Here is a 17,623-nt window from a genome sequence, read left to right as displayed (position 1 = left end):
GCGAGGTTCCACGGCGTCTTCTTTTCTCTTTCGGCGTTGGCTGACCCAGACGATGGACGGCATTTTCTGGGGTTGCTAACAACGTTACGGAGAGAAAGATGTCAACCAAACATGTGGCTGACCAGCGGCAGGCGACGCTGGATACGCTAGCGTCGGTTCCTGAGCTCAAACGCCGGCAATTGCTGCGCATGATGCTCGCGTCCACTGCAGTCGGCGTTTCGGGCTTGCTTGCCGGTTGCGGCGATGGAACCTCGCAAGACGCATCGTCAGGGGCTGGTTCCACCGGCACGGACGCTCCCGGCACGGACGCTCCCGGCACTGGCGCCGCGCCAAAGCAGGTGTCGTCGTTCACGCTGGCGGCGTTGCCGGATACGCAGTTCTATCCGCGCTATGCGTCTGGAAAGATGGGGGCGCTGTATCAGAAGAACTATCCCACCATCAACGGCCAATACGACAACCCGTTCAAGGCGCAAACGCAATGGATTGCACAAAACGCAAAGGCGTTGAAGCTTGCGTTCACGACGCACCTCGGCGATATCGTCGACCAGTCCTGGTACTACAGCTCGGAGGCTTCGGCACCGTGGAGCGCAAGCACGGACTTGGTCAGCAACGGCCAGTTGAGCAACGGCACCGTTACGAAGGAATGGGAACTCGCCAGCCAGGCGATGCAGGTGCTGGAGAAGGCCGGCTGCAATTACTCGATTTGCGCGGGCAACCACGACGTTGGCGCCATCGGGTCATCCATGCAGTGGGGGCCGGACTGGGGTGTCGGCGTGTCGGGGTTTGATAACACCGACGGCTACCAAGACGGCGGCAGCCACCGGCAAGGCTTGCTGGAGCCGTATCTGAAGGTGTTTCCGACCGTACGGGCGCAGCAGCAGCCGACCTTCGGTGGTCGACATGGCTCGGGCTTCCACGAGTATCACGTCTTCAACGCCGAGGGGAACGCGTTCCTGGTGCTGTCGATGTCGTGGCGCGCGTCGGATGATGCGATTGCGTGGGCCAATGCCGTCATCGCCAAGAACCCGAGTGTTCCGGTCATCCTGATCTGCCATCAGCTTGCGGGGATCGGCCCCGATGCCGTGACGGCGGTGGACACGGCGTATTCCAACTACCTTTGGGACAAGCTGATCAAGAACAACGATCAGATCTTCATGGCCGTCTCTGGGCACTATCATGGCGCCTGCAAGATGACGAAGAAGAACGCCGCCGGCAACGACGTGCTGTTCATGGTCGTCGATTACCAGATGGCCTATATGGGCGGCAACGGCCTGATGCGGCTGTACGAATTCGACCTGACGAACAACAAGATCATCGCCAGCTCGTTCTCGCCGTGGGTGCCCGTCAAACCAGAAGCGAGCCTCACGCAGTTTGATTCCGCCTGGCTCACGGCGGACAACCAGAACTTCTCGGTCGACATCAATTTCGCCAAGCGCTTCGCCGGCTTCAACCCGGCATTCAAGGCCGCCGCCGGTTCGGTATCGGGCAGCCTGACCGACGTGGCCAAGGGCCTGATCCTCGCGAACTATCACAACCCGCCGCAGGAACCCGGCAAGCCCGCTACGGGCCCGAACGATTACCCCGTGGTGGCAAATACGCTGGCGCATTGGCGCTTCTATAACAGTGCAGCAGCGGAAGGCGAGGCGCTGTCCCCATACCAGCCTGGCTTTCAGATCAAAGACGTTTCCGTGCCGGGCGATACGTCGGGCGGCGTGAACCCCATCTCGCTGAACACCTGGATGGGCGGGCAGGCGGGCGATCTGGTGTGGTCGAAGGACCATCACCCGCTGTCGTCCGCGCCGGGCAGCCTGCAGTTCAAGAACGCCAACCAGACGAGGGGCTCGTATTTCACGACCGACGCCACTTCGCCGCTGAACAGTCAAACGTTTGCCAACGGCTACACCATCGAGGCGTTCGTCAAGATCGATGCCGCCTGGACGGCGCAGAACAACGCGTGGATGGGGATTCTGTATCGCCTCGGTGCACGAAGCGCGGCCTCGGGCATCTCGTGGCCCGGCGATGTCGACACCGGCGACACTATGGCGATGTTCGCATTTTCGAACCTGATGGAATTCCAGTGGGAGGTCGTGCCGACCGACAACACGCAGAACCTTGCGTGCTGGTCGGGTGGTGTATCCGCGGGGCAATGGCTGCACGTTGCCATCGTCAATGATGGCAAAGGCAGCACGACGATGTACGTGGAGGGCGCACCCATCCTGCGCAACAACAGCGGCATGGACGGCATCCGCTACGTGGCGAGCACGCAGCAGATGGCCATCGGCGCGTCGCAATATGGCGGCAGCATGGGCAACGGCTTCTTCGGCAGCCTGGGCGAAATGCGTATCGTGGGTGCGCCGCTGCCACCGAGCCAATGGCTGACGGCGCGCGCTAGCTAGCCGGCATGAGGTGGGTTCCCGCCTGGCGGTTTCGCGCCAGGCGGGGCATGCGGCTACGCAACAGGGGCGGGATGCTTAAAATTGCTTGCTATTTAGTAGCGTGCTATATATATTGTCGTCCATGGACGCAAACAAGCCCCTCTCTGCATCGCCAGGCCTGGCTTTGGACCAGCACCTTTGCTTCGCCCTGTACTCGACCATGATCGGCGTGAACAAGGTGTATCGGGCACTGCTCAAGCCGCTGGGTCTGACGTATTCGCAGTACCTCGTCATGCTGGTGCTGTGGGAACGTGATGCACAGACGGTATCGGAGATCGGCGAACGGCTGTTCCTGGATTCGGCCACGCTCACACCCATGCTCAAACGGCTGGAGGCAGCCGGCCTGATTGACCGCCAGCGCTCCGAGATGGATGAGCGACAGGTGATCATTTCGCTGTCTGCCCAGGGCAAGGCGTTGGAAGTGCCTGCCAGGGAGGTGCCGGGCTGCGTGGCGGCTGCCATGGAATGCGCGCCGGGCGAACTGGAAGTCTTGCGTACACAGTTGAACGAATTGCGAGGACGGCTCTTCAAGAACGCTGCCTGAGACCACCTCATCCCGAAACGGGTGCCCCTAACGCGCCCGTTTTTTTGAATCTAATAAGTAGCGTGCTATTTAATAGTAAGCAACTTCAACCCGCGCAAACGCACGAATGCCGCTGCGCAACACCCGCTCTCAAGGAGAACTGTCATGTCGATCGAAAACATCCTCTACCGTGCCCAAGCCAATGTCACCGGCGGCCGCGATGGCCGCGCCACCGCCAGCGATGGCCGCCTGGACGTGCGCCTGTCCAACCCGCGTGAACTCGGCGGCCCGGGCGGCGAAGGCACCAACCCCGAGCAGCTCTTCGCGGCCGGCTACAGCGCCTGCTTCTTCGGATCGATGAAGTTCGTTGCCGCGCGCGACAAGCTGCGCATCCCAGCAGACGCGAGCGTGCAGGGCACGGTGGGGATCGGCCCCATCCCCACTGGCTTTGGCATCGAGGTCGATCTGGCCATCAGCCTGCCAGGTATGGACCGCGCCGAAGCACAGACGCTCATCGATCGTGCCCACATCGTGTGCCCGTACTCCAATGCCACGCAGGGCAACATCGACGTGCGCCTGAGCCTGATCTGACACCACAACGCCCTCATCGATTTCTGGAGTCTCTGTCATGAACCGCATTGCCAAGTTTGCCGCCGGCACGCTGTTGTCCATTGCTGCGGGCGCCGCGCTTGCTGCTGGCAGCCCAGGTGTGGAACACAACACCCAGGCTTTCCTGGAGGCGCTCGCCGCGGGTGGCGGCAAGCCGCTTGAAACGCTCACACCGGCCGATGCGCGTGCCGTGCTGGTGGGCGCTCAAGCTTCCGCCAAGGCACCGCTCGCGCCCGCTGACGTAAGCGAGAAGACCATCACCGTGGATGGCAAGCCGTTGAAGCTCACCATCGTGCGACCCGCTGGCGCCAAGGGCGAGCTGCCCGCGTTTATGTTCTTCCACGGCGGCGGATGGATCCTCGGCGACTACCCGACGCACGAGCGCTTTGTGCGTGACCTGGTGGCCGATTCGGGTGCCGTCGCTGTGTTCGTCAATTACACGCCGTCGCCGGAAGCGCGTTACCCGGTTGCCATCAACCAGGCCTATGCCGCAACGAAATGGGTGGCGGAGAACGGCGCGCAGATCCACGTGGACGGCAAGCGCCTGGCTGTGGTCGGTAACAGCGTGGGCGGCAACATGGCAGCGGTGGTGGCGTTGATGGCCAAAGAGAAGGGCACGCCCGCGTTGCGCGTGCAGGTGCTGTTCTGGCCGGTCACGAATGCCAACTTCGAAGATGCGTCGTACGACGAATTTGCCGAAGGGCACTTCCTGACCAAGCCGATGATGAAGTGGTTCTGGAATGCCTACACGACCAGCCCGGTGCAACGGCAAGAGATCTTTGCCTCGCCGCTGTTGGCTACGCCCGAGCAGTTGAAGGGCCTGCCGCCGGCACTCGTGCAAACCGCAGAGAAAGACGTGCTGCGCGATGAAGGCGAAGCGTATGCACGCAAGCTCGATGCAGCGGGCGTGAGCGTGGTGGCCACGCGCTACAACGGCGTGATCCACGACTTCGGGCTGCTGAATGCGCTCGCTGCGGTGCCGGCCACGCGTGCCGCTTTGCACCAGGCCAGCGAAGAGCTGAAGCAGCGCTTGAAGTAACACGCTGGCGACGGGGAGGGCGCGATGGTGGCGCCTTTCCCCGATCGCTGCGTTGATGCAGAAGGCAGAAGTCAGAAGCGCGCTTGTTGGCCATTCCTGTGGGCGTGTCTTCTGCTCCCAGAAGTTAGATTTGCGTCGCTCAGACGTAAATAAATTTCAGCGATGGCTGGGGCGCGCTTCGTTGGGGCGCTTTCTAGAATCAGTGCACGGGCGGGGGAGACAGATCCATTTCTGTCGCAAGCAGCCGTGTCGCACATAAACGGGCCGTGAGCCTGCCTGCGGGCGGGCCGGTGGCACCAATCCAATCAATGTCGACCCGACAGGCTGCCTCATGCATGTGAGTCGCCCTCCCACATTCCAATCCGGAGGAGACGCATGAACAAGCCCACGACAGACCATCCCGACGCAAAAAGCCAGCCGGTGCCGTGCCAGTGCGAGGTGGACCCGATCGGTTGCCTGAAGCAGATGTTTGTTGACATGGTGCAGCTTGGCCGCATCAAGGCTGGGCAGTGTCCGGCCAAGCGGCCTGTGTTCCTGCGCCTGCATGGCGTTGCGCATGGGCGTTTTGAAGTGGTGCCGGACTTGCCGGAGGACCTGCGCGTCGGGCTGTTCGGGCAGCGCATGGCGTATCCCGCGTGGGTGCGCTATTCCAGCGATATTCCGGATGGCGTGCCTGACCTGAAAAGTACGGTCGGCATCGGCATCAAGCTGTTCGACGTGGCAGGCGACAAGATGCTGCCGCCGCAGGTGCACGCGCCTACGCTGGACATCCTGCTGCAGAACATGGACGTCTTCTTCGTGAACGACGCCCACGACATGTGCGCCTTCACGCGCGCATCGCTCACCGGTGCCGCTGCTGCCGATGCGTGGCTGAAGGCCCACCCGGAAACGCAGCGCATTCTCGATGCCATGAAGAAGGTGGTGCCGAGCGTGCTGGAAACCGATTTGTGGAGCGTGATCCCGTTCCGCTTTGGCGAGCAGCGCTACTGCAAGTACAAGCTCGAGCCGGAGTTGGTGCCGCCGGGGCCTGTGCCGGATTACGACGATCCCGACTATCTGCGCATCGACCTTGAACAGCGCCTGAACAACGGCGAGGCACGCTTTCGCTTCATGGTGCAGTTGCAAACCGACCCGGCCACGATGCCGCTGGATAAGGCGATGGTGCCGTGGAGCGAAGAGGCATCGCCGCCGATTCATGTCGCCACGCTCGTCCTGCCGCGCCAGGACATCACGGCGCGTGGCCAGTCCAACTATGGCGAGACGCTTGCTTTCAACCCGTGGCGCACGCTGGCCGTGCATGAGCCCGTCGGCAGCATTGCCGAGGCGCGCAAGGTGGTCTACCGCGCTTCGGCCGAGCTGCGCCGCGACGTGAATGGCGAGCCCTTGGGCGAACCCATCGTGCCGCGCCCGGATACGGTCTGGCCCGCCGCCAAAGACACGCGCGTGGTCCGCGCCGCTATCTATCCCGGCATCGGCATTGCGCGCATTGGTAACAGCAAAGCGCCGGATGGTTTCTACATCGGGCCGGAGGTCACGCATCCACCGCTGACGCTGGCGGGTGAGACGCGCGATGCCGCCGGCGCGATCAAGCGCCAGGCCGCGCGGTTTCGTCTCTACGGCTACAACGCCGCTGGCGAGGTGGTGGGCGAGTTGACGCCAGACAACGCAGAGATCGTCTGGCAGGCGCACCTGGTCAACCGCAAGTCGCAGTGGTTCCAGTTTCAGGTGGCGATGGATATTCCAGAGGCCGCCACGGTGGCTGTGCCGCTGCGCAATCCGCATGTGAGTGGCGCGGCGCGCGACGCGCTGGCCATTGACCCGGGCGTGCGACATATCCAAGGCAAGAACACCAGTGGCGCGGCGTACCAGTTCGATACCGGTACGTTCCAAGGGGTGCCGGTGCCATTGGGCGAATTGCGCACCGACGAGCATGGTCATCTGCTGGTGCTGGGTGGCCTGGGCACATCGGCCTCGCCGGAGGGCATGCCGATCTACGACCCGGCCAATCCGAGCAGCTTCAACAATGCCAACGGCTGGTACGACGACATTTCGGATGGCCCGGTCCGGGCGGCTGTCAACATCAACGGCCAAGCCATTCCGGTGGATTCAGCCTGGGCCGTTGTGGCGCCGCCCAACTATGCGCCGGATGTGATCGGCTGGCGCACGCTGTATGACTTGCTGGTCGATACCTACGTCGAATGTGGCTGGCTGCCGTTTCCTGAAACGGTGTCGTTCACGCAAGATGTGCTGCCCGCCCTGGCGCGCCTGACCAACCTGCAATGGGTCAACAAGGGGTTTGCCGCGTTGTTCGGCCGCGGCGGGCAGTTCGATTTCAATGATCCGACGCTGATCGCCAAGCTGGCCTACACACCGGCACAAGGCCAGGGCGACCCCTACGCGGAGTTGCGGCAGGTGATCTTCAACTGCTTCCGGCCGGCCAGCAACACCGTCGACGACGTGCGCCTGTGGCCATGGCTGTATGGCGATGCGGAAGGGTCATCCTCGGTGCCTACGCCGCGCAACAACCTGGCGTTGTCGAAGGTGCGCGAGGCGCTGCTGCAGCGCTGGGTGCGCGGCGACTTTGTCAACGACTGGAGCCCGGAATACACCCCGCCGCAGACGCTGGCAGAAGTGCCGCTGGCAGACCAGCCTGCCATGCTCAATCAGGCGGCGCTGCATTTCTGTCTGGCCGATGCGTTCCACCCGGGCTGCGAGCTGACCTGGCCGATGCGTCACGCGTCGCTGTATCGCGCGCCGTTTCGCATTCGCGAGCGGCCCGAAGGCGTGGCCGAGCCCGATTACGGCACCACGCTGACCCAACCCATTGCGCTGAGCCCCGGCGGGCCGCTCTACGCGCAAGGGCCGGGCGACCTGAGCCGATGGATGGCGCTGCCGTGGCAGGGCGACACCGCCTTCTGCCGCTCGGGGTACGACCACGAATACGACCCCTACCTGCCGTCGTTCTGGCCGGCGCGGGTGCCCAATCAGGTGCTGAGCGACGCCGACTATCGCATCGTGATCAACGAAGCGTTGCCGCGCGAGCAGCGCATTGCCGCGTTCAATCGACGGGCGAATTGGCTGCGCGCGTTGCTGGGCACGCCTGCCAATCCGACGCCGGCGCCGCAGGTGATGATGCTGATGGTGCAGCATTTCGCGCAGCTCGGCATCGTGGAAGCGCGCCCCGGTGTGGAGAACGATCCGGACTTCCCGCCGGTGATCTTTGTCGAGTCGCTTGCGGGCGACAAGGTGCCGCCGTTGCTGCAAGCCGTATTCGCTGCCGCTGCTGCGCACGACGAACCCGCGGGGGACACCTTGAGCCGTGCCGGCTGGGCCAGCGCCGAACAGCGAGAAGAGTTCCTGCGCATCGTACGGCCGTGAGCGACGTTGATGTGTTGGTGGCCGGTGGCGGCCCGGCCGGTGCCGCCGCGGCACGCATGCTGGCGTTGGCCGGCCACAGCGTGATGCTGGCCGATGCGGCAAAGCCAGTCGACCGGGTGGGGGAGAGCTTGCCCGGTGCGGCGCGGCCGCTGCTGCGTGACATGGGGCTGTTGCCATGGCTGGAGCGCAGCATGCCGCGCGCCCATGTCGGCAACGCATCGGCGTGGAATGCGGATGCGCTGGTCGCCACCGATTTCATTGACGACCCGAATGGCGCCGGCTGGCATCTCGATCGCCGTCGGTTCGATCAGTGTTTGCGTGACGCGGCCATCGACGCAGGCGCCGGCTTGCGCGAGGCGCGCCTGCAGACGGTGGAATCGTGCCAAGGCGGCTGGCGCGTCCGCCTCGACGATGGTGACGTCTTCGCGCGATGGCTGATCGATGCCAGTGGCCGCCGCGCCGTTCTCGCGCAGCGTTTGGGGGTGGAGCGCCGATGCGATGAATCGCTGGTCGCGCTGTACGCCTGGTGTGACGACATATCCCCAGACGAGCGCACCCTGATCGAAGCGGTTCCCCATGGCTGGTGGTATAGCGCGCCATTGCCGGGTGCACGGCGCGTGGCGGTGTTGCACGTCGAGGCGGCGGAAGGCGCCCGCGTACTGCGCAATCCGCAGGGCTGGCGTGAACAGTTGGCCGCGACGAACCAAATGCAACATGTGTGTCCGCCTGACGGCGTGTGGACGCAGCCGCGCGGCACCGACGCGAGCGGTGCAACGCTGACGCAGTGGTATGGAGACCGATGGATTGCGATTGGAGACGCCGCACTGTCGTTCGATCCGCTCTCCTCGCAGGGCATGTTCAACGCGCTGTATACCGGGCTGCGGGGCGCGCAGGCTGTGTCCAGCGCGTTGGCGGGCGATGCGTCGCCATTACGCCGATATGGCGAGCAGCTTGCACAGGTGCGCCACACATACCGGCAACGGCTTGCGCACTACTACCGGATGGAGCAGCGTTGGGCCGACCTACCGTTTTGGCGCAGTCGTCATCATTCGCTCTAGGGCGCATCGTGTTTTCTTTGGATGAACTTCGTTGCATTCATTCTTTTGGTTATCAGTCATTTATTGTTGGTATGAATTGGTGATTTTCCGGTTTTAGGTGGCTCTTTGGTTTGACACCTGTTTCGATAAAAACTATAAAAACGGAACAGAAAAAATTGATCGCTATCTTGGCTGTATATCGATCTGTTGTGAAGTGGGGGCTTAAAAAATACGAAACGTTGGGAGACGGCCTCGAAGCGTCGCGTCGGGGCCTGTGAACCAAGCGATGGGTGAGGGCTTACGCGGTTGCTGAGCCTTCGTATCTCCTGGGGCCAGCCTGGCGCGGGGTGGGGCATATTTCTCTTGATCGACCCGGTTAGACGGCAATCTTTGCCGGCGTCGAATGACGTCCGTAGGTTTGGTTTCGTGTGGTGTTTTGCATGTTCGGGGGTATGGGGTTTTCCACCGGGCATCGCGAAATTTAAATGCGCAGTTAGTCTTTCATGATCGCGCAAGGTAGATCGCAGTTTATTTTAATTCGCTTATTCAACACGTAATGAATGAGGTCTGAAAATGAGCCAAGAATCCAGGCAAGCCGCTGTTCCCCCGTATGGGGTTGCCATTCATGAAGCCATTGCCGATGGCGATCTCAAGAAGATGCGGGCACTGCTCTCGCAGGCCGAGGCCGTGGTGCGCGAGCAAGGCGATCTGCATACCGCGCTTGAACTGCTCAAGCGCGAAATCGCCAAGGCTGAGCGCGCATGACCCGGCAGTGCCACGCCGGCACGCCAGTTCGATCGATCGTCTACCCAAGGAGGACGCATGTCAGGAGACAACGCAGTGGGGCTGTTCCCGGTTCGCTATGTGATTGGCACCGGCTTGCCGGGCGCGCCGACGCTCACGCTCAACCTGCTGGTCAACACGCCCAGGCGCAACGTGGTCGGCAATGCTTCGATCACGCAGCCCATATCGCCGCCGCTCGATCTGCACGTGGATGTGTGGGGCACTTTCACCTACATGGCGCTGATGCCGCCCGCCAACACGCGCATTCTGGTCACGCTGCAGGGCAATAGCGGCGGGCCGAGCTCCAACGCCATGCCGACCTTCCGGCTGCATCTGGTGCTGAACAGCGATTGGCAGACGGGCGTTGCCAGCTACAGCTATTGGAGCGATGGCCGGTGGCACGAAGTGGAGAGCGTGCCGGCCCGTGTTGACCACGAATTCGTGCCGCTGGAGCCGGGGCCGGTCATTCCCAACTCGCCCAACGCGCTGGACTCACTCACCATCGGCCGCACCTTGTACGGGCCGGCCATCCAGCGCGCCACATCGTCGGGCGATCTGGCGCACATGAAGGCGCTCGCCGCGTTCGTGCAGCAGCAGCTGGACAGTCATCAGGAAATCTCGAACGCGCACGCGGCGCTGCGTGCCGAGATCAAGAAGCTCGAGAGCCGTCAGTGACGTTGTTCGCCGTGCATGTTCCATCCACACCTTTCTTTCTGGAGTGACCCCATGAGTACAACCGGCTTGTTTCCCGTCACCTATGTTGTTGCAACGCCTGCCATTGGTGCCCCAAGGCTGACCTTGTCGCTGCTGGTCAATACGCCTGCCAAGAAGGTGTCCGGCATCGCCCGGATTACCCAGACGACCAACCCGCCGCTGGATTTCCATGCGGATGTCTGGGGGCACTTCAGCTACGTCCGGCTGGAAGATGGCGCGCAGCCCTCCATCATCCTGACCTTGCAGGGCAACCCGAGCGGGCCGACCAGCACGCTGGCCGACACCTTCTATTTCCACGGCATCCTGGCTGGGAACTGGCAGTCGGGGCACGCCAGCTATCGCTACTTCGAAGGCGGCCGCTGGCACGAGGTCGAGTACGCAGTCATGACCGTCGAGCAAGCGGTGGCGCCGCAGCCGCCGCACCACGTCATTCCCCTGTACGGCGTCGGTATGCAACAGGCTCAGGCCTCCGGTGATCTTGGGCAGATGAAGGCACTGGCGAGCCAGGCGGAGAAGCAACTGGCTGACGCGCCGCTCCTCAAGGCGGAGCTCGACAAGCTGCATGTGGAGATCGCCCGGCTTGAGGGCCGTGCCTGAAGCTCTCGGCTGAGCGACGCGCAGGCCTCGGCCTGCAGCCGCATGCTCGGGCCACGCAGGCCGGGCATGCGGCGAACCCCACAAGACAGGGAAGCGACATGACGCAGAACCCGCAGCCGGCCCGCTACCTGAGTGCGGACGACTTCCATCGGTACGTTCCCGTGCACGTGGTCTGGGAAATCACCCTGGCGTGCGATCTCAAATGCCTGCATTGCGGCTCCCGCGCCGGACGCCGCCGACCGAACGAACTGAATACCGAGGAATGCCTGGAGGTGATCGAGTCGCTTGCCAGGTTGGGGACGCGGGAGGTCTCGCTGATTGGCGGCGAAGCGTATCTGCGCAAGGACTGGACGCAGTTGATCCGGGCGATCCGCTCGCACGATATGTACTGCGCCATCCAGACTGGCGGGCGCAACCTGACGCCGGCGCGGCTGGAGCAAGCGGTGGCGGCCGGCCTCAACGGGCTCGGGGTGTCGCTTGATGGGCTTGCGCCGCTGCACGACAAGGTGCGCAATGTCCCTGGCTCGTTCGACCGGGCCGTTGATACGCTCAGGCGCGCCCGCGCCGCGGGGCTGGCCATCAGCGTCAACACGCAGATCGGCGCGCAGACCATGCCCGACCTGCCCGCGTTGATGGACACCATCATCGAACTTGGCGCAACGCACTGGCAGATCCAGTTGACGGTCGCCATGGGCAACGCGGTCGACAACGACGCGCTGCTGCTGCAACCGTATCAACTGCAGGAATTGATGCCGCTGCTCGCGCGGCTGTATCAGGAAGGCGAGCGCCGCGGGCTGCTGATGAACGTCGGCAACAACATCGGCTACTACGGCCCGTATGAACACCTGTGGCGTGGCTTTGGCGACGAGCGTGTGCACTGGAATGGCTGTGCTGCTGGGCAGACCGTGATCGCACTGGAAGCGGACGGCACCGTCAAGGGCTGCCCATCGCTGGCGACAGTGGGCTTTGCTGGCGGCAATGTCCGCGACTTGTCGCTGGAAGACATCTGGCGCACCAGTGAAGCGATCCACTTTGGGCGCCTGCGCTCGGTAGACGATCTGTGGGGGTTCTGCCGCAGTTGTTACTACGCCGATGCGTGCCGTGGTGGATGCACCTGGACATCGCATTCGCTGCTCGGCAAGCCGGGCAACAACCCGTATTGCCATTACCGCGTGCTCGAGCTGCAGAAGCAGGGGCTGCGCGAGCGGATCGTCAAGGTCCATGAGGCCAGCGACACCTCTTTCGCCGTTGGCCGTTTCGACTTGGTGACGGAGCGCATTGCGGATGGCACGCCCGTGTCCAGCATTGTGCGATCGGGCCAGGTGGTCGAGCTGACATGGAAGAACAAAGGCAAGCGCGCGCCGGATCGCGGGCGGGTGCCGCCGCAACTCAGCCTGTGCCGCAGTTGCAATGGCTACATCTACCCGCACGAGGTGACGTGCCCGCATTGCGGCGCCGACGTTGAAGCGGCAGCACAGGCGCATCGTGAAGCCGCAGCCCATCGGCATGCGGTGATCAACACCCTGGAGCAGTTGCTCGGGCTGCCTGCATCGACGTTTAGAAGCGGCTGAATGGATTGCGGAAATGGGAAGGGCGCTTGTACGGGCGCCTCTTCGATACGCGCCGATCGCGCAACGGCGCGCTGCAACGGGTGAACTTCTGAGCGCGAGGAGACAACCGGAACGCAACCATGCGTCCAAACAGGGAGAGTGCTATGCCACTGAGTCCGAGGGTCCAACATCGTTTATGTGGCGCCATGCTGGCAGCCGCACTGGGATACGCACAGACGGCTTCTGCACAGGCGGTTCCGACCGACGCGGCGGGCGGGTGCCCGATCCCACCCGCAACCGTCGCCAGCTTTTTTGAGAGCGGTTCGGTCACGCTCAATGGTGTCGTCAAACCGGCCGACAGCACTTTGCCGCTGGCGCCGAACTGCGGCTTCTTCCAGTGGACCGAGCAGATGTTTCTGTGGCTGACATCGCCCGCGCCGGCCAGCTATGGTGGCGGCAGCCACGTCATGTTCTCGCCGCAGTTCTACACCGTCAGCCCGCCGGATAGCAGCGATCGGCGCACCTTCATTCCCAACGCACCGGGGCTGCCCATCCGCATGTTCCTGCGCGCGACCGAGCTGGGCCCGCACGGTTTGCCGATCGTGATGGCGCGTACCGGTCAGGTGGTGGAAGTGCAGCGTGAGCTGCCACGGCAGCGGCCGCCCCTCGTCCGTCTGGCGACTGGCAAGTCGATCCCGGCCTCGCAGATTGCGAACGCACGCAAGACGGAGCAGGGCACGCTGGAACTCCTCGATGCGCGTGGCAAGCCGCTTGCGCCAAAGGTGCTGAGGCTGCAACCGATCGTCCGGCAGCAGGCGATGCTGTCTGCGGAGCGCCCCACGCCGATCGTGCCGGCGAAGGCGATGTTGGCGGCGCTGCAGGCGCGCAAGATCGTGGTCAACCACATCCCCATCTTTATCGACCCAGCGGGCAACGTGATTGACGTTGAACCGGGCCAGGCGGACAGCGGCGTGCTGATCTCGGAGAATGGCTCGCTCATCTACTACATCAGCGCGGTCAACGACGTATTTGCCTTCCATCGCACGATGCATGGGGCAGCCGTCATTCCGTTCAACACGACGCTGACTTTCCCGATGACAGCGGCTGATGCCGCAGCGGTGGTGAGCTTTGCGGCCAGCAAGGGCCACACGATCAAAGATCCGAACGCGCTGGCAATCGAAGCCAAGTCGAGTTGGGTCGAGGCGAGCAAGGTGTCCAATCCGAACGACTACATCCAGGTCACCGCGGTGGTGCCGACCTTCGACAAGAGCAACCCCGACAAGTGGGTGCCCAACGGGCAGACGGCGATGAAGCTTGTCATGCTCGGCCTGCACGTGGTGGGCTCCACGAACGGGCATGGTGAGATGGTCTGGGGCACGTTCGAGCACGTCGGCAATGCGCCCAACGCAACGTATGCCTACAACTCCACCAGTGGCTTGAAGACCGTGGCGCAGAACACCACGGGAAGCTGGCTCTTCACACCTAGCGGCGCGACTGGGCCATTCAACACCACCAGCAACAGTTGGACGGGCAGTGAGATCACCGGGACGCCGATTGCGCCGGCCATGGTGCTGCGTGCGAAGCCCTGGGGCTCCAACGATGGCGGAAGCCCGGCCAATGCCGCGGCCTTGAACACCCAGGTGATCTCCGCCAACGCCAGCGTGATTTCTCAGTTGAATGCGGCAGACATCCGGCGCAACTACTTCCAACTCGGTACCACGTGGACCATTGGCGGCGCGGCACCGAACGGAGGCAACGAGGTGGGCACCAATCATCTCGCCAACGCCACGCTGGAAACGTTCGTGCAGGGCAAGACCCCGTCGGATCCGAGTGCGAATTGCTTCTCGTGCCACACGACGAACAAGGTTTCCGTCAGCCACATCTACCGGACGCTGACGCCGCTGCCTTGACCCGCATCCGGCGCACCATGGCTGCATCCGGGGTCGCGGCCCCGGATGCTTTTTTTTGGGGAGGGACGAGGTCAGGCCAGAATTGGCGCTGCGTTCCACTCAAGGAACAGGTAGACCCCTTTGTCTTCCACCAGCCGAAAGCCCAGCCGTTGATACAGCCGCCGCGCTGGGTTGAAGCGTTCGACGTGGATCTGCACACGCTTGCCTGCCGCCGCCGCTTGCCGGAACACGGCCGCTAGCACCGCGCTGCCGATCCCTTGGCCACAATGCGCCGGCAACAGAGACACATCGATCACCAGGATCGCATCGTGCCGGTGCTGCAGATAGATTCGCCCCGCGGGCGCCCCGTCCTGCAGGATCAGGAAGAACTCCGCATCGGCATAACCGAAATAAGCGCGTTGCTGCGCCTCAAACTGCATGCGCACGAACTGCTGTTTCTGCGCATCGGTCCAGTCAGTCAGCTGCAGCTCGGCCTCGCGTGTGGAGGCATAGAGGCTCAGTAGGAATGGCTGGTCCTGCGCCGTAACAGGACGGAGGGCGGTGCCCGGTCGTTCGATGGCGAAATTGGGCATGCGATTGGCGTTGGCGACTCAGGCGAGGTTGAAACAGGCTTGATAGCGATAGCCATCGCGCGAGCCCGCCACCGGCACGAGGAACATCGGCTGCTCGGGCAGCACCGCGTGGCGCAGGAAATAGGTGCCTTGCAGCAGCAGGGCGCCACTGCCCTGGAAGAACAACGAGAACGCGCGTCCACCGGCAGGCGCAGTTGTGGCGCTTGCCACCTCATCTAGGCTCAGCGTGAACGGTGGGTCGGACGCATCACCCGCTGCGTTGTGCACGGAAAATGCGGTGCCGACATGCGGCAGGAACAGCTCTGCGGAAACAGTCATGGGAGCAATGGCGTACGTGCGTCAGTCGGGCGCGGACGGCGTGGCACCGTCCGCGCGTGAAGCGTCCGGCGTCAAGGTCGCGCAGGCCACGCGCCCTGCAATGCGATGCAGTAATTCACGGCCAGAAAGGGCTGGCGATTTTCGTGCCCGGTACTGCCGCCAGCCGTGCCGATGGTTTGCGGGGACAGCGTGGTCATGGCCGGTGCGGGCGTGGCGTCCACGGCAACGAAAGCGTCGTTGTGCGCCACCATGAAGCGCGCCGGCAGCCGACTTGTGGCCTCGGGAGAGCCCGCCCGTGCGTTGTCGCCATAGGCAGTGTGCGTGTGCATGGGCATTTCGCTTTGCACCAGCGTCACCATGTCATCGCCCTGCGGATCGTCCAGGATGCCGCCCACCGGACCCATCACCGCGCGGCCACGCAGGTCGGGCAGGCCGAAGGTGCTGGTGCCATTGCCGCCATACGTTGCGCCGAGGATGGCAAACAGCGTGGTGTTCTGTGAAATCGGCAGTAGTGCACCATCGCAGGCTGCCCAATCCACGGGGGCGAAATTGAAGCCGAAGAGCCGGACCTCACCAACGAATTGATCTGACATGTGTCTCCCCTTGTTCAGCTCTGCGACGGGAAGATTCCCGCCGTGGCGATGATGTAGTTGATGGAAGCCGTGGGCATGTGATTGGAGTGCGGCTGGCTGTTGCCCGCAACAGCGACAGCCTTGCCGGAAAAAGCCGCCTTGGTGGGCGGGTTCGCCGTGCCACCGTCGTAGAAGCCTTGCGCGTTCGGCACGGTGGCCAGCATCACGCCGGGGCCGGGTGTGACGGTGGTGGCTGTCCCGGTGGTCGCGCACACGGTGTGGCTGTGTGCCGGAATCTGGGGCTGGGTGAGCGTCACGTCTTCGCTACCCAGTTGCTGACCGATGATGCGGTTGGTCAGACCCAGCCCCTGTCCCTGGCCGATGGGCAGTGTGCCTTGCAGGTTCGGCAGCCCGAAGGTGGACTGGCCATCGCCGCCATACGTCGTGCCCAGCAATGTGAAGAGCGTCTCATTGTCGGAAATGCTGATCACCTGGCCCTGGCACAGCAGCCAGCCCTGGGGAGCATAGGTGCCGGCAAACAGGCGAATCTCGCCGATGAAGGGTTCCATGGTCCGCTCCTCAGTTGCGCGACGGGAAAATGCCGGTCAGCGCGATGATGTAGTTCAGCACCAGGGATGGCTGCATGTTTTCGTGCGGCTGCGTCTCGCCCGTATCGGCGCAGGTCTCCGCAGACAGCGCGGTCAAGGTGCCCGGCGCGGCATAGAGCGCGGTGCCTGGCCCGCTAGGTGTCGTGATGGTGCTGGTGGCGAGCACATGGTTTTGCGTGGCCCCCACGTTCACCTGGGTGGCGGCGTCGGTCGACGCGTTGAAGAGGTGGTTGTGCATCGGCATCTGTGCGGCGTTGAGCGTGACGGTTTCTACGCCGCCGACGCTGCCGACGATGGTGTTGGTGGTGTCCCGATGCAGCGGTGTGCGGCCGCGCAGGTCCGGCAACGCAAAGGTGCGGATGCCGTCGCCGCCATACTGCGTGCTCAATAGCGAAAACAGTGCCGCGTTCTGGTTAATCGCCAGCAGGGCACCGTTACAGAAGGCCCATCCTTTGGGCGGAAATGAGAACGCACATAAGCGAATCTCGCCAAGATATTGATCCACAGCCCCTCCTTACGATGTGGCAGTGCCACGTTATTGGATTCTTGCAACGGCTACGTGGATTTTTAGCACCGACTATTTCCATCCGCCAATTCGACGCGATCGCGGGCTCGTGAGGTGAATAGCCGAGTCATCTGCGTGATTTTTAACTCGGCCTTGCGCTAGATCAGATGTCCAGGCAATCGAATCGGGTAAGAAGGGCTTGCTGACTGTGTTGCTGGAATGGCCGGCTTGCGGAAGGATGGATTCCTTTCTAGCATCCAATCGAATCGAAATGATGCCCATAACCAAAGTAACTAATCATTTCGTTTTGCGGGGGAGTATTCATACAAGTTGGTGCGGGTAATCCGTACAGGGTTTTTACTGAGCCCAGGGCTGCGAGTGAAACTCCCAGCACAAAACCTCCCTCGCTTGGCAAAAAAAATCAGGCGTTGTCCGGGTTAATACGCCTGCGACACTAATAAAAAACGTCCGTT

General features: G+C 63.0%; 16 protein-coding genes. 11 read left to right on the top strand and 5 right to left on the bottom strand.

Going from position 1 to position 17,623, the window contains the following annotated elements; translation table 11 throughout:
* Positions 1 to 98 precede the first annotated feature (98 nt).
* From ACN9M1_RS20690 to ACN9M1_RS20640, 11 genes are all read left to right on the top strand, one after another.
* Complete coding sequence (locus ACN9M1_RS20690) at positions 99 to 2,396, top strand: LamG-like jellyroll fold domain-containing protein (RefSeq protein WP_426400437.1); 2,298 nt, start codon at positions 99 to 101, stop codon at positions 2,394 to 2,396.
* A 121-nt stretch (positions 2,397 to 2,517) separates the two neighbouring features.
* On the top strand, positions 2,518 to 2,979 hold the full coding sequence (locus tag ACN9M1_RS20685; RefSeq protein ID WP_426400436.1) for a MarR family winged helix-turn-helix transcriptional regulator: 462 nt from the start codon (positions 2,518 to 2,520) through the stop codon (positions 2,977 to 2,979).
* A 144-nt stretch (positions 2,980 to 3,123) separates the two neighbouring features.
* On the top strand, positions 3,124 to 3,549 hold the full coding sequence (locus ACN9M1_RS20680; RefSeq protein ID WP_426400435.1) for an organic hydroperoxide resistance protein: 426 nt from the start codon (positions 3,124 to 3,126) through the stop codon (positions 3,547 to 3,549).
* Between the two features lie 37 nt (positions 3,550 to 3,586).
* Positions 3,587 to 4,606 (top strand): alpha/beta hydrolase, encoded by a 1,020-nt coding sequence (locus tag ACN9M1_RS20675; protein WP_426400434.1) that lies wholly within the window; start codon positions 3,587 to 3,589, stop codon positions 4,604 to 4,606.
* A 375-nt stretch (positions 4,607 to 4,981) separates the two neighbouring features.
* Entirely contained in the window at positions 4,982 to 7,984 is a 3,003-nt protein-coding gene (locus ACN9M1_RS20670) for a LodA/GoxA family CTQ-dependent oxidase (RefSeq protein WP_426400433.1), read from the top strand.
* Entirely contained in the window at positions 7,981 to 9,042 is a 1,062-nt protein-coding gene (locus ACN9M1_RS20665; protein WP_426400431.1) for a tryptophan 7-halogenase, read from the top strand. Before ACN9M1_RS20670 ends, ACN9M1_RS20665 begins: the two co-directional genes overlap by 4 nt.
* Before the next feature lie 552 nt (positions 9,043 to 9,594).
* Positions 9,595 to 9,786 (top strand): DUF1843 domain-containing protein, encoded by a 192-nt coding sequence (locus ACN9M1_RS20660; protein WP_426400430.1) that lies wholly within the window; start codon positions 9,595 to 9,597, stop codon positions 9,784 to 9,786.
* A gap of 57 nt (positions 9,787 to 9,843) precedes the next feature.
* The gene (locus tag ACN9M1_RS20655; protein ID WP_426400429.1) at positions 9,844 to 10,479 is read left to right on the top strand and encodes a DUF1842 domain-containing protein; all 636 of its coding nucleotides are present in this window, start codon (positions 9,844 to 9,846) and stop codon (positions 10,477 to 10,479) included.
* Between the two features lie 51 nt (positions 10,480 to 10,530).
* Positions 10,531 to 11,115 (top strand): DUF1842 domain-containing protein, encoded by a 585-nt coding sequence (locus ACN9M1_RS20650; RefSeq protein ID WP_426400428.1) that lies wholly within the window; start codon positions 10,531 to 10,533, stop codon positions 11,113 to 11,115.
* Between the two features lie 98 nt (positions 11,116 to 11,213).
* Positions 11,214 to 12,686: a GDL motif peptide-associated radical SAM/SPASM maturase gene (locus ACN9M1_RS20645; protein WP_426400427.1), complete on the top strand. Its 1,473-nt coding sequence runs from the start codon at positions 11,214 to 11,216 to the stop codon at positions 12,684 to 12,686.
* Positions 12,687 to 12,871: 185 nt separating this feature from the next.
* Positions 12,872 to 14,575, top strand: coding sequence for a hypothetical protein (locus ACN9M1_RS20640; protein ID WP_426400426.1), 1,704 nt, complete (start codon positions 12,872 to 12,874; stop codon positions 14,573 to 14,575).
* Positions 14,576 to 14,646: 71 nt separating this feature from the next.
* On the opposite strand, the gene ACN9M1_RS20635 is transcribed toward ACN9M1_RS20640, so the two are convergent.
* From ACN9M1_RS20635 to ACN9M1_RS20615, 5 genes are all read right to left on the bottom strand, one after another.
* A complete protein-coding gene (locus ACN9M1_RS20635; RefSeq protein ID WP_426400424.1) occupies positions 14,647 to 15,147 on the bottom strand; it encodes a GNAT family N-acetyltransferase in 501 nt (166 codons plus the stop codon).
* An 18-nt stretch (positions 15,148 to 15,165) separates the two neighbouring features.
* Entirely contained in the window at positions 15,166 to 15,465 is a 300-nt protein-coding gene (locus tag ACN9M1_RS20630; RefSeq protein WP_426400423.1) for a DUF6916 family protein, read from the bottom strand.
* Between the two features lie 71 nt (positions 15,466 to 15,536).
* Positions 15,537 to 16,058 carry a phage tail protein gene (locus ACN9M1_RS20625; RefSeq protein WP_426400421.1) on the bottom strand — a complete coding sequence of 174 codons (522 nt, stop codon included), beginning with the start codon at positions 16,056 to 16,058 and terminating at the stop codon, positions 15,537 to 15,539.
* Between the two features lie 14 nt (positions 16,059 to 16,072).
* Positions 16,073 to 16,606, bottom strand: a complete 534-nt coding sequence (locus ACN9M1_RS20620) for a phage tail protein (protein ID WP_426400420.1) — start codon at positions 16,604 to 16,606, stop codon at positions 16,073 to 16,075.
* Between the two features lie 10 nt (positions 16,607 to 16,616).
* Entirely contained in the window at positions 16,617 to 17,150 is a 534-nt protein-coding gene (locus ACN9M1_RS20615; RefSeq protein WP_426400418.1) for a phage tail protein, read from the bottom strand.
* Positions 17,151 to 17,623: the final 473 nt, after the last annotated feature.

The sequence above is a fragment of the Ralstonia sp. R-29 genome (assembly GCF_049913345.1).
Classification (GTDB): domain Bacteria; phylum Pseudomonadota; class Gammaproteobacteria; order Burkholderiales; family Burkholderiaceae; genus Ralstonia.
Note: the sequence above shows the minus strand (reverse complement) of the source record. Positions and strands in the feature narration are given on the sequence as shown.

Excerpts from the sequence above, each read along its gene's own strand:
- ACN9M1_RS20690 (WP_426400437.1), top strand. The coding sequence starts at position 99 with ATGTCAACCAAACATGTGGCTGACCAGCGGCAGGCGACGCTGGATACG.
- ACN9M1_RS20685 (WP_426400436.1), top strand. The coding sequence starts at position 2,518 with ATGGACGCAAACAAGCCCCTCTCTGCATCGCCAGGCCTGGCTTTGGAC.
- ACN9M1_RS20680 (WP_426400435.1), top strand. The coding sequence starts at position 3,124 with ATGTCGATCGAAAACATCCTCTACCGTGCCCAAGCCAATGTCACCGGC.
- ACN9M1_RS20675 (WP_426400434.1), top strand. The coding sequence starts at position 3,587 with ATGAACCGCATTGCCAAGTTTGCCGCCGGCACGCTGTTGTCCATTGCT.
- ACN9M1_RS20670 (WP_426400433.1), top strand. The coding sequence starts at position 4,982 with ATGAACAAGCCCACGACAGACCATCCCGACGCAAAAAGCCAGCCGGTG.
- ACN9M1_RS20660 (WP_426400430.1), top strand. The coding sequence starts at position 9,595 with ATGAGCCAAGAATCCAGGCAAGCCGCTGTTCCCCCGTATGGGGTTGCC.
- ACN9M1_RS20655 (WP_426400429.1), top strand. The coding sequence starts at position 9,844 with ATGTCAGGAGACAACGCAGTGGGGCTGTTCCCGGTTCGCTATGTGATT.
- ACN9M1_RS20650 (WP_426400428.1), top strand. The coding sequence starts at position 10,531 with ATGAGTACAACCGGCTTGTTTCCCGTCACCTATGTTGTTGCAACGCCT.
- ACN9M1_RS20645 (WP_426400427.1), top strand. The coding sequence starts at position 11,214 with ATGACGCAGAACCCGCAGCCGGCCCGCTACCTGAGTGCGGACGACTTC.
- ACN9M1_RS20640 (WP_426400426.1), top strand. The coding sequence starts at position 12,872 with ATGCTGGCAGCCGCACTGGGATACGCACAGACGGCTTCTGCACAGGCG.
- ACN9M1_RS20635 (WP_426400424.1), bottom strand. The coding sequence starts at position 15,147 with ATGCCCAATTTCGCCATCGAACGACCGGGCACCGCCCTCCGTCCTGTT.
- ACN9M1_RS20630 (WP_426400423.1), bottom strand. The coding sequence starts at position 15,465 with ATGACTGTTTCCGCAGAGCTGTTCCTGCCGCATGTCGGCACCGCATTT.
- ACN9M1_RS20625 (WP_426400421.1), bottom strand. The coding sequence starts at position 16,058 with ATGTCAGATCAATTCGTTGGTGAGGTCCGGCTCTTCGGCTTCAATTTC.
- ACN9M1_RS20620 (WP_426400420.1), bottom strand. The coding sequence starts at position 16,606 with ATGGAACCCTTCATCGGCGAGATTCGCCTGTTTGCCGGCACCTATGCT.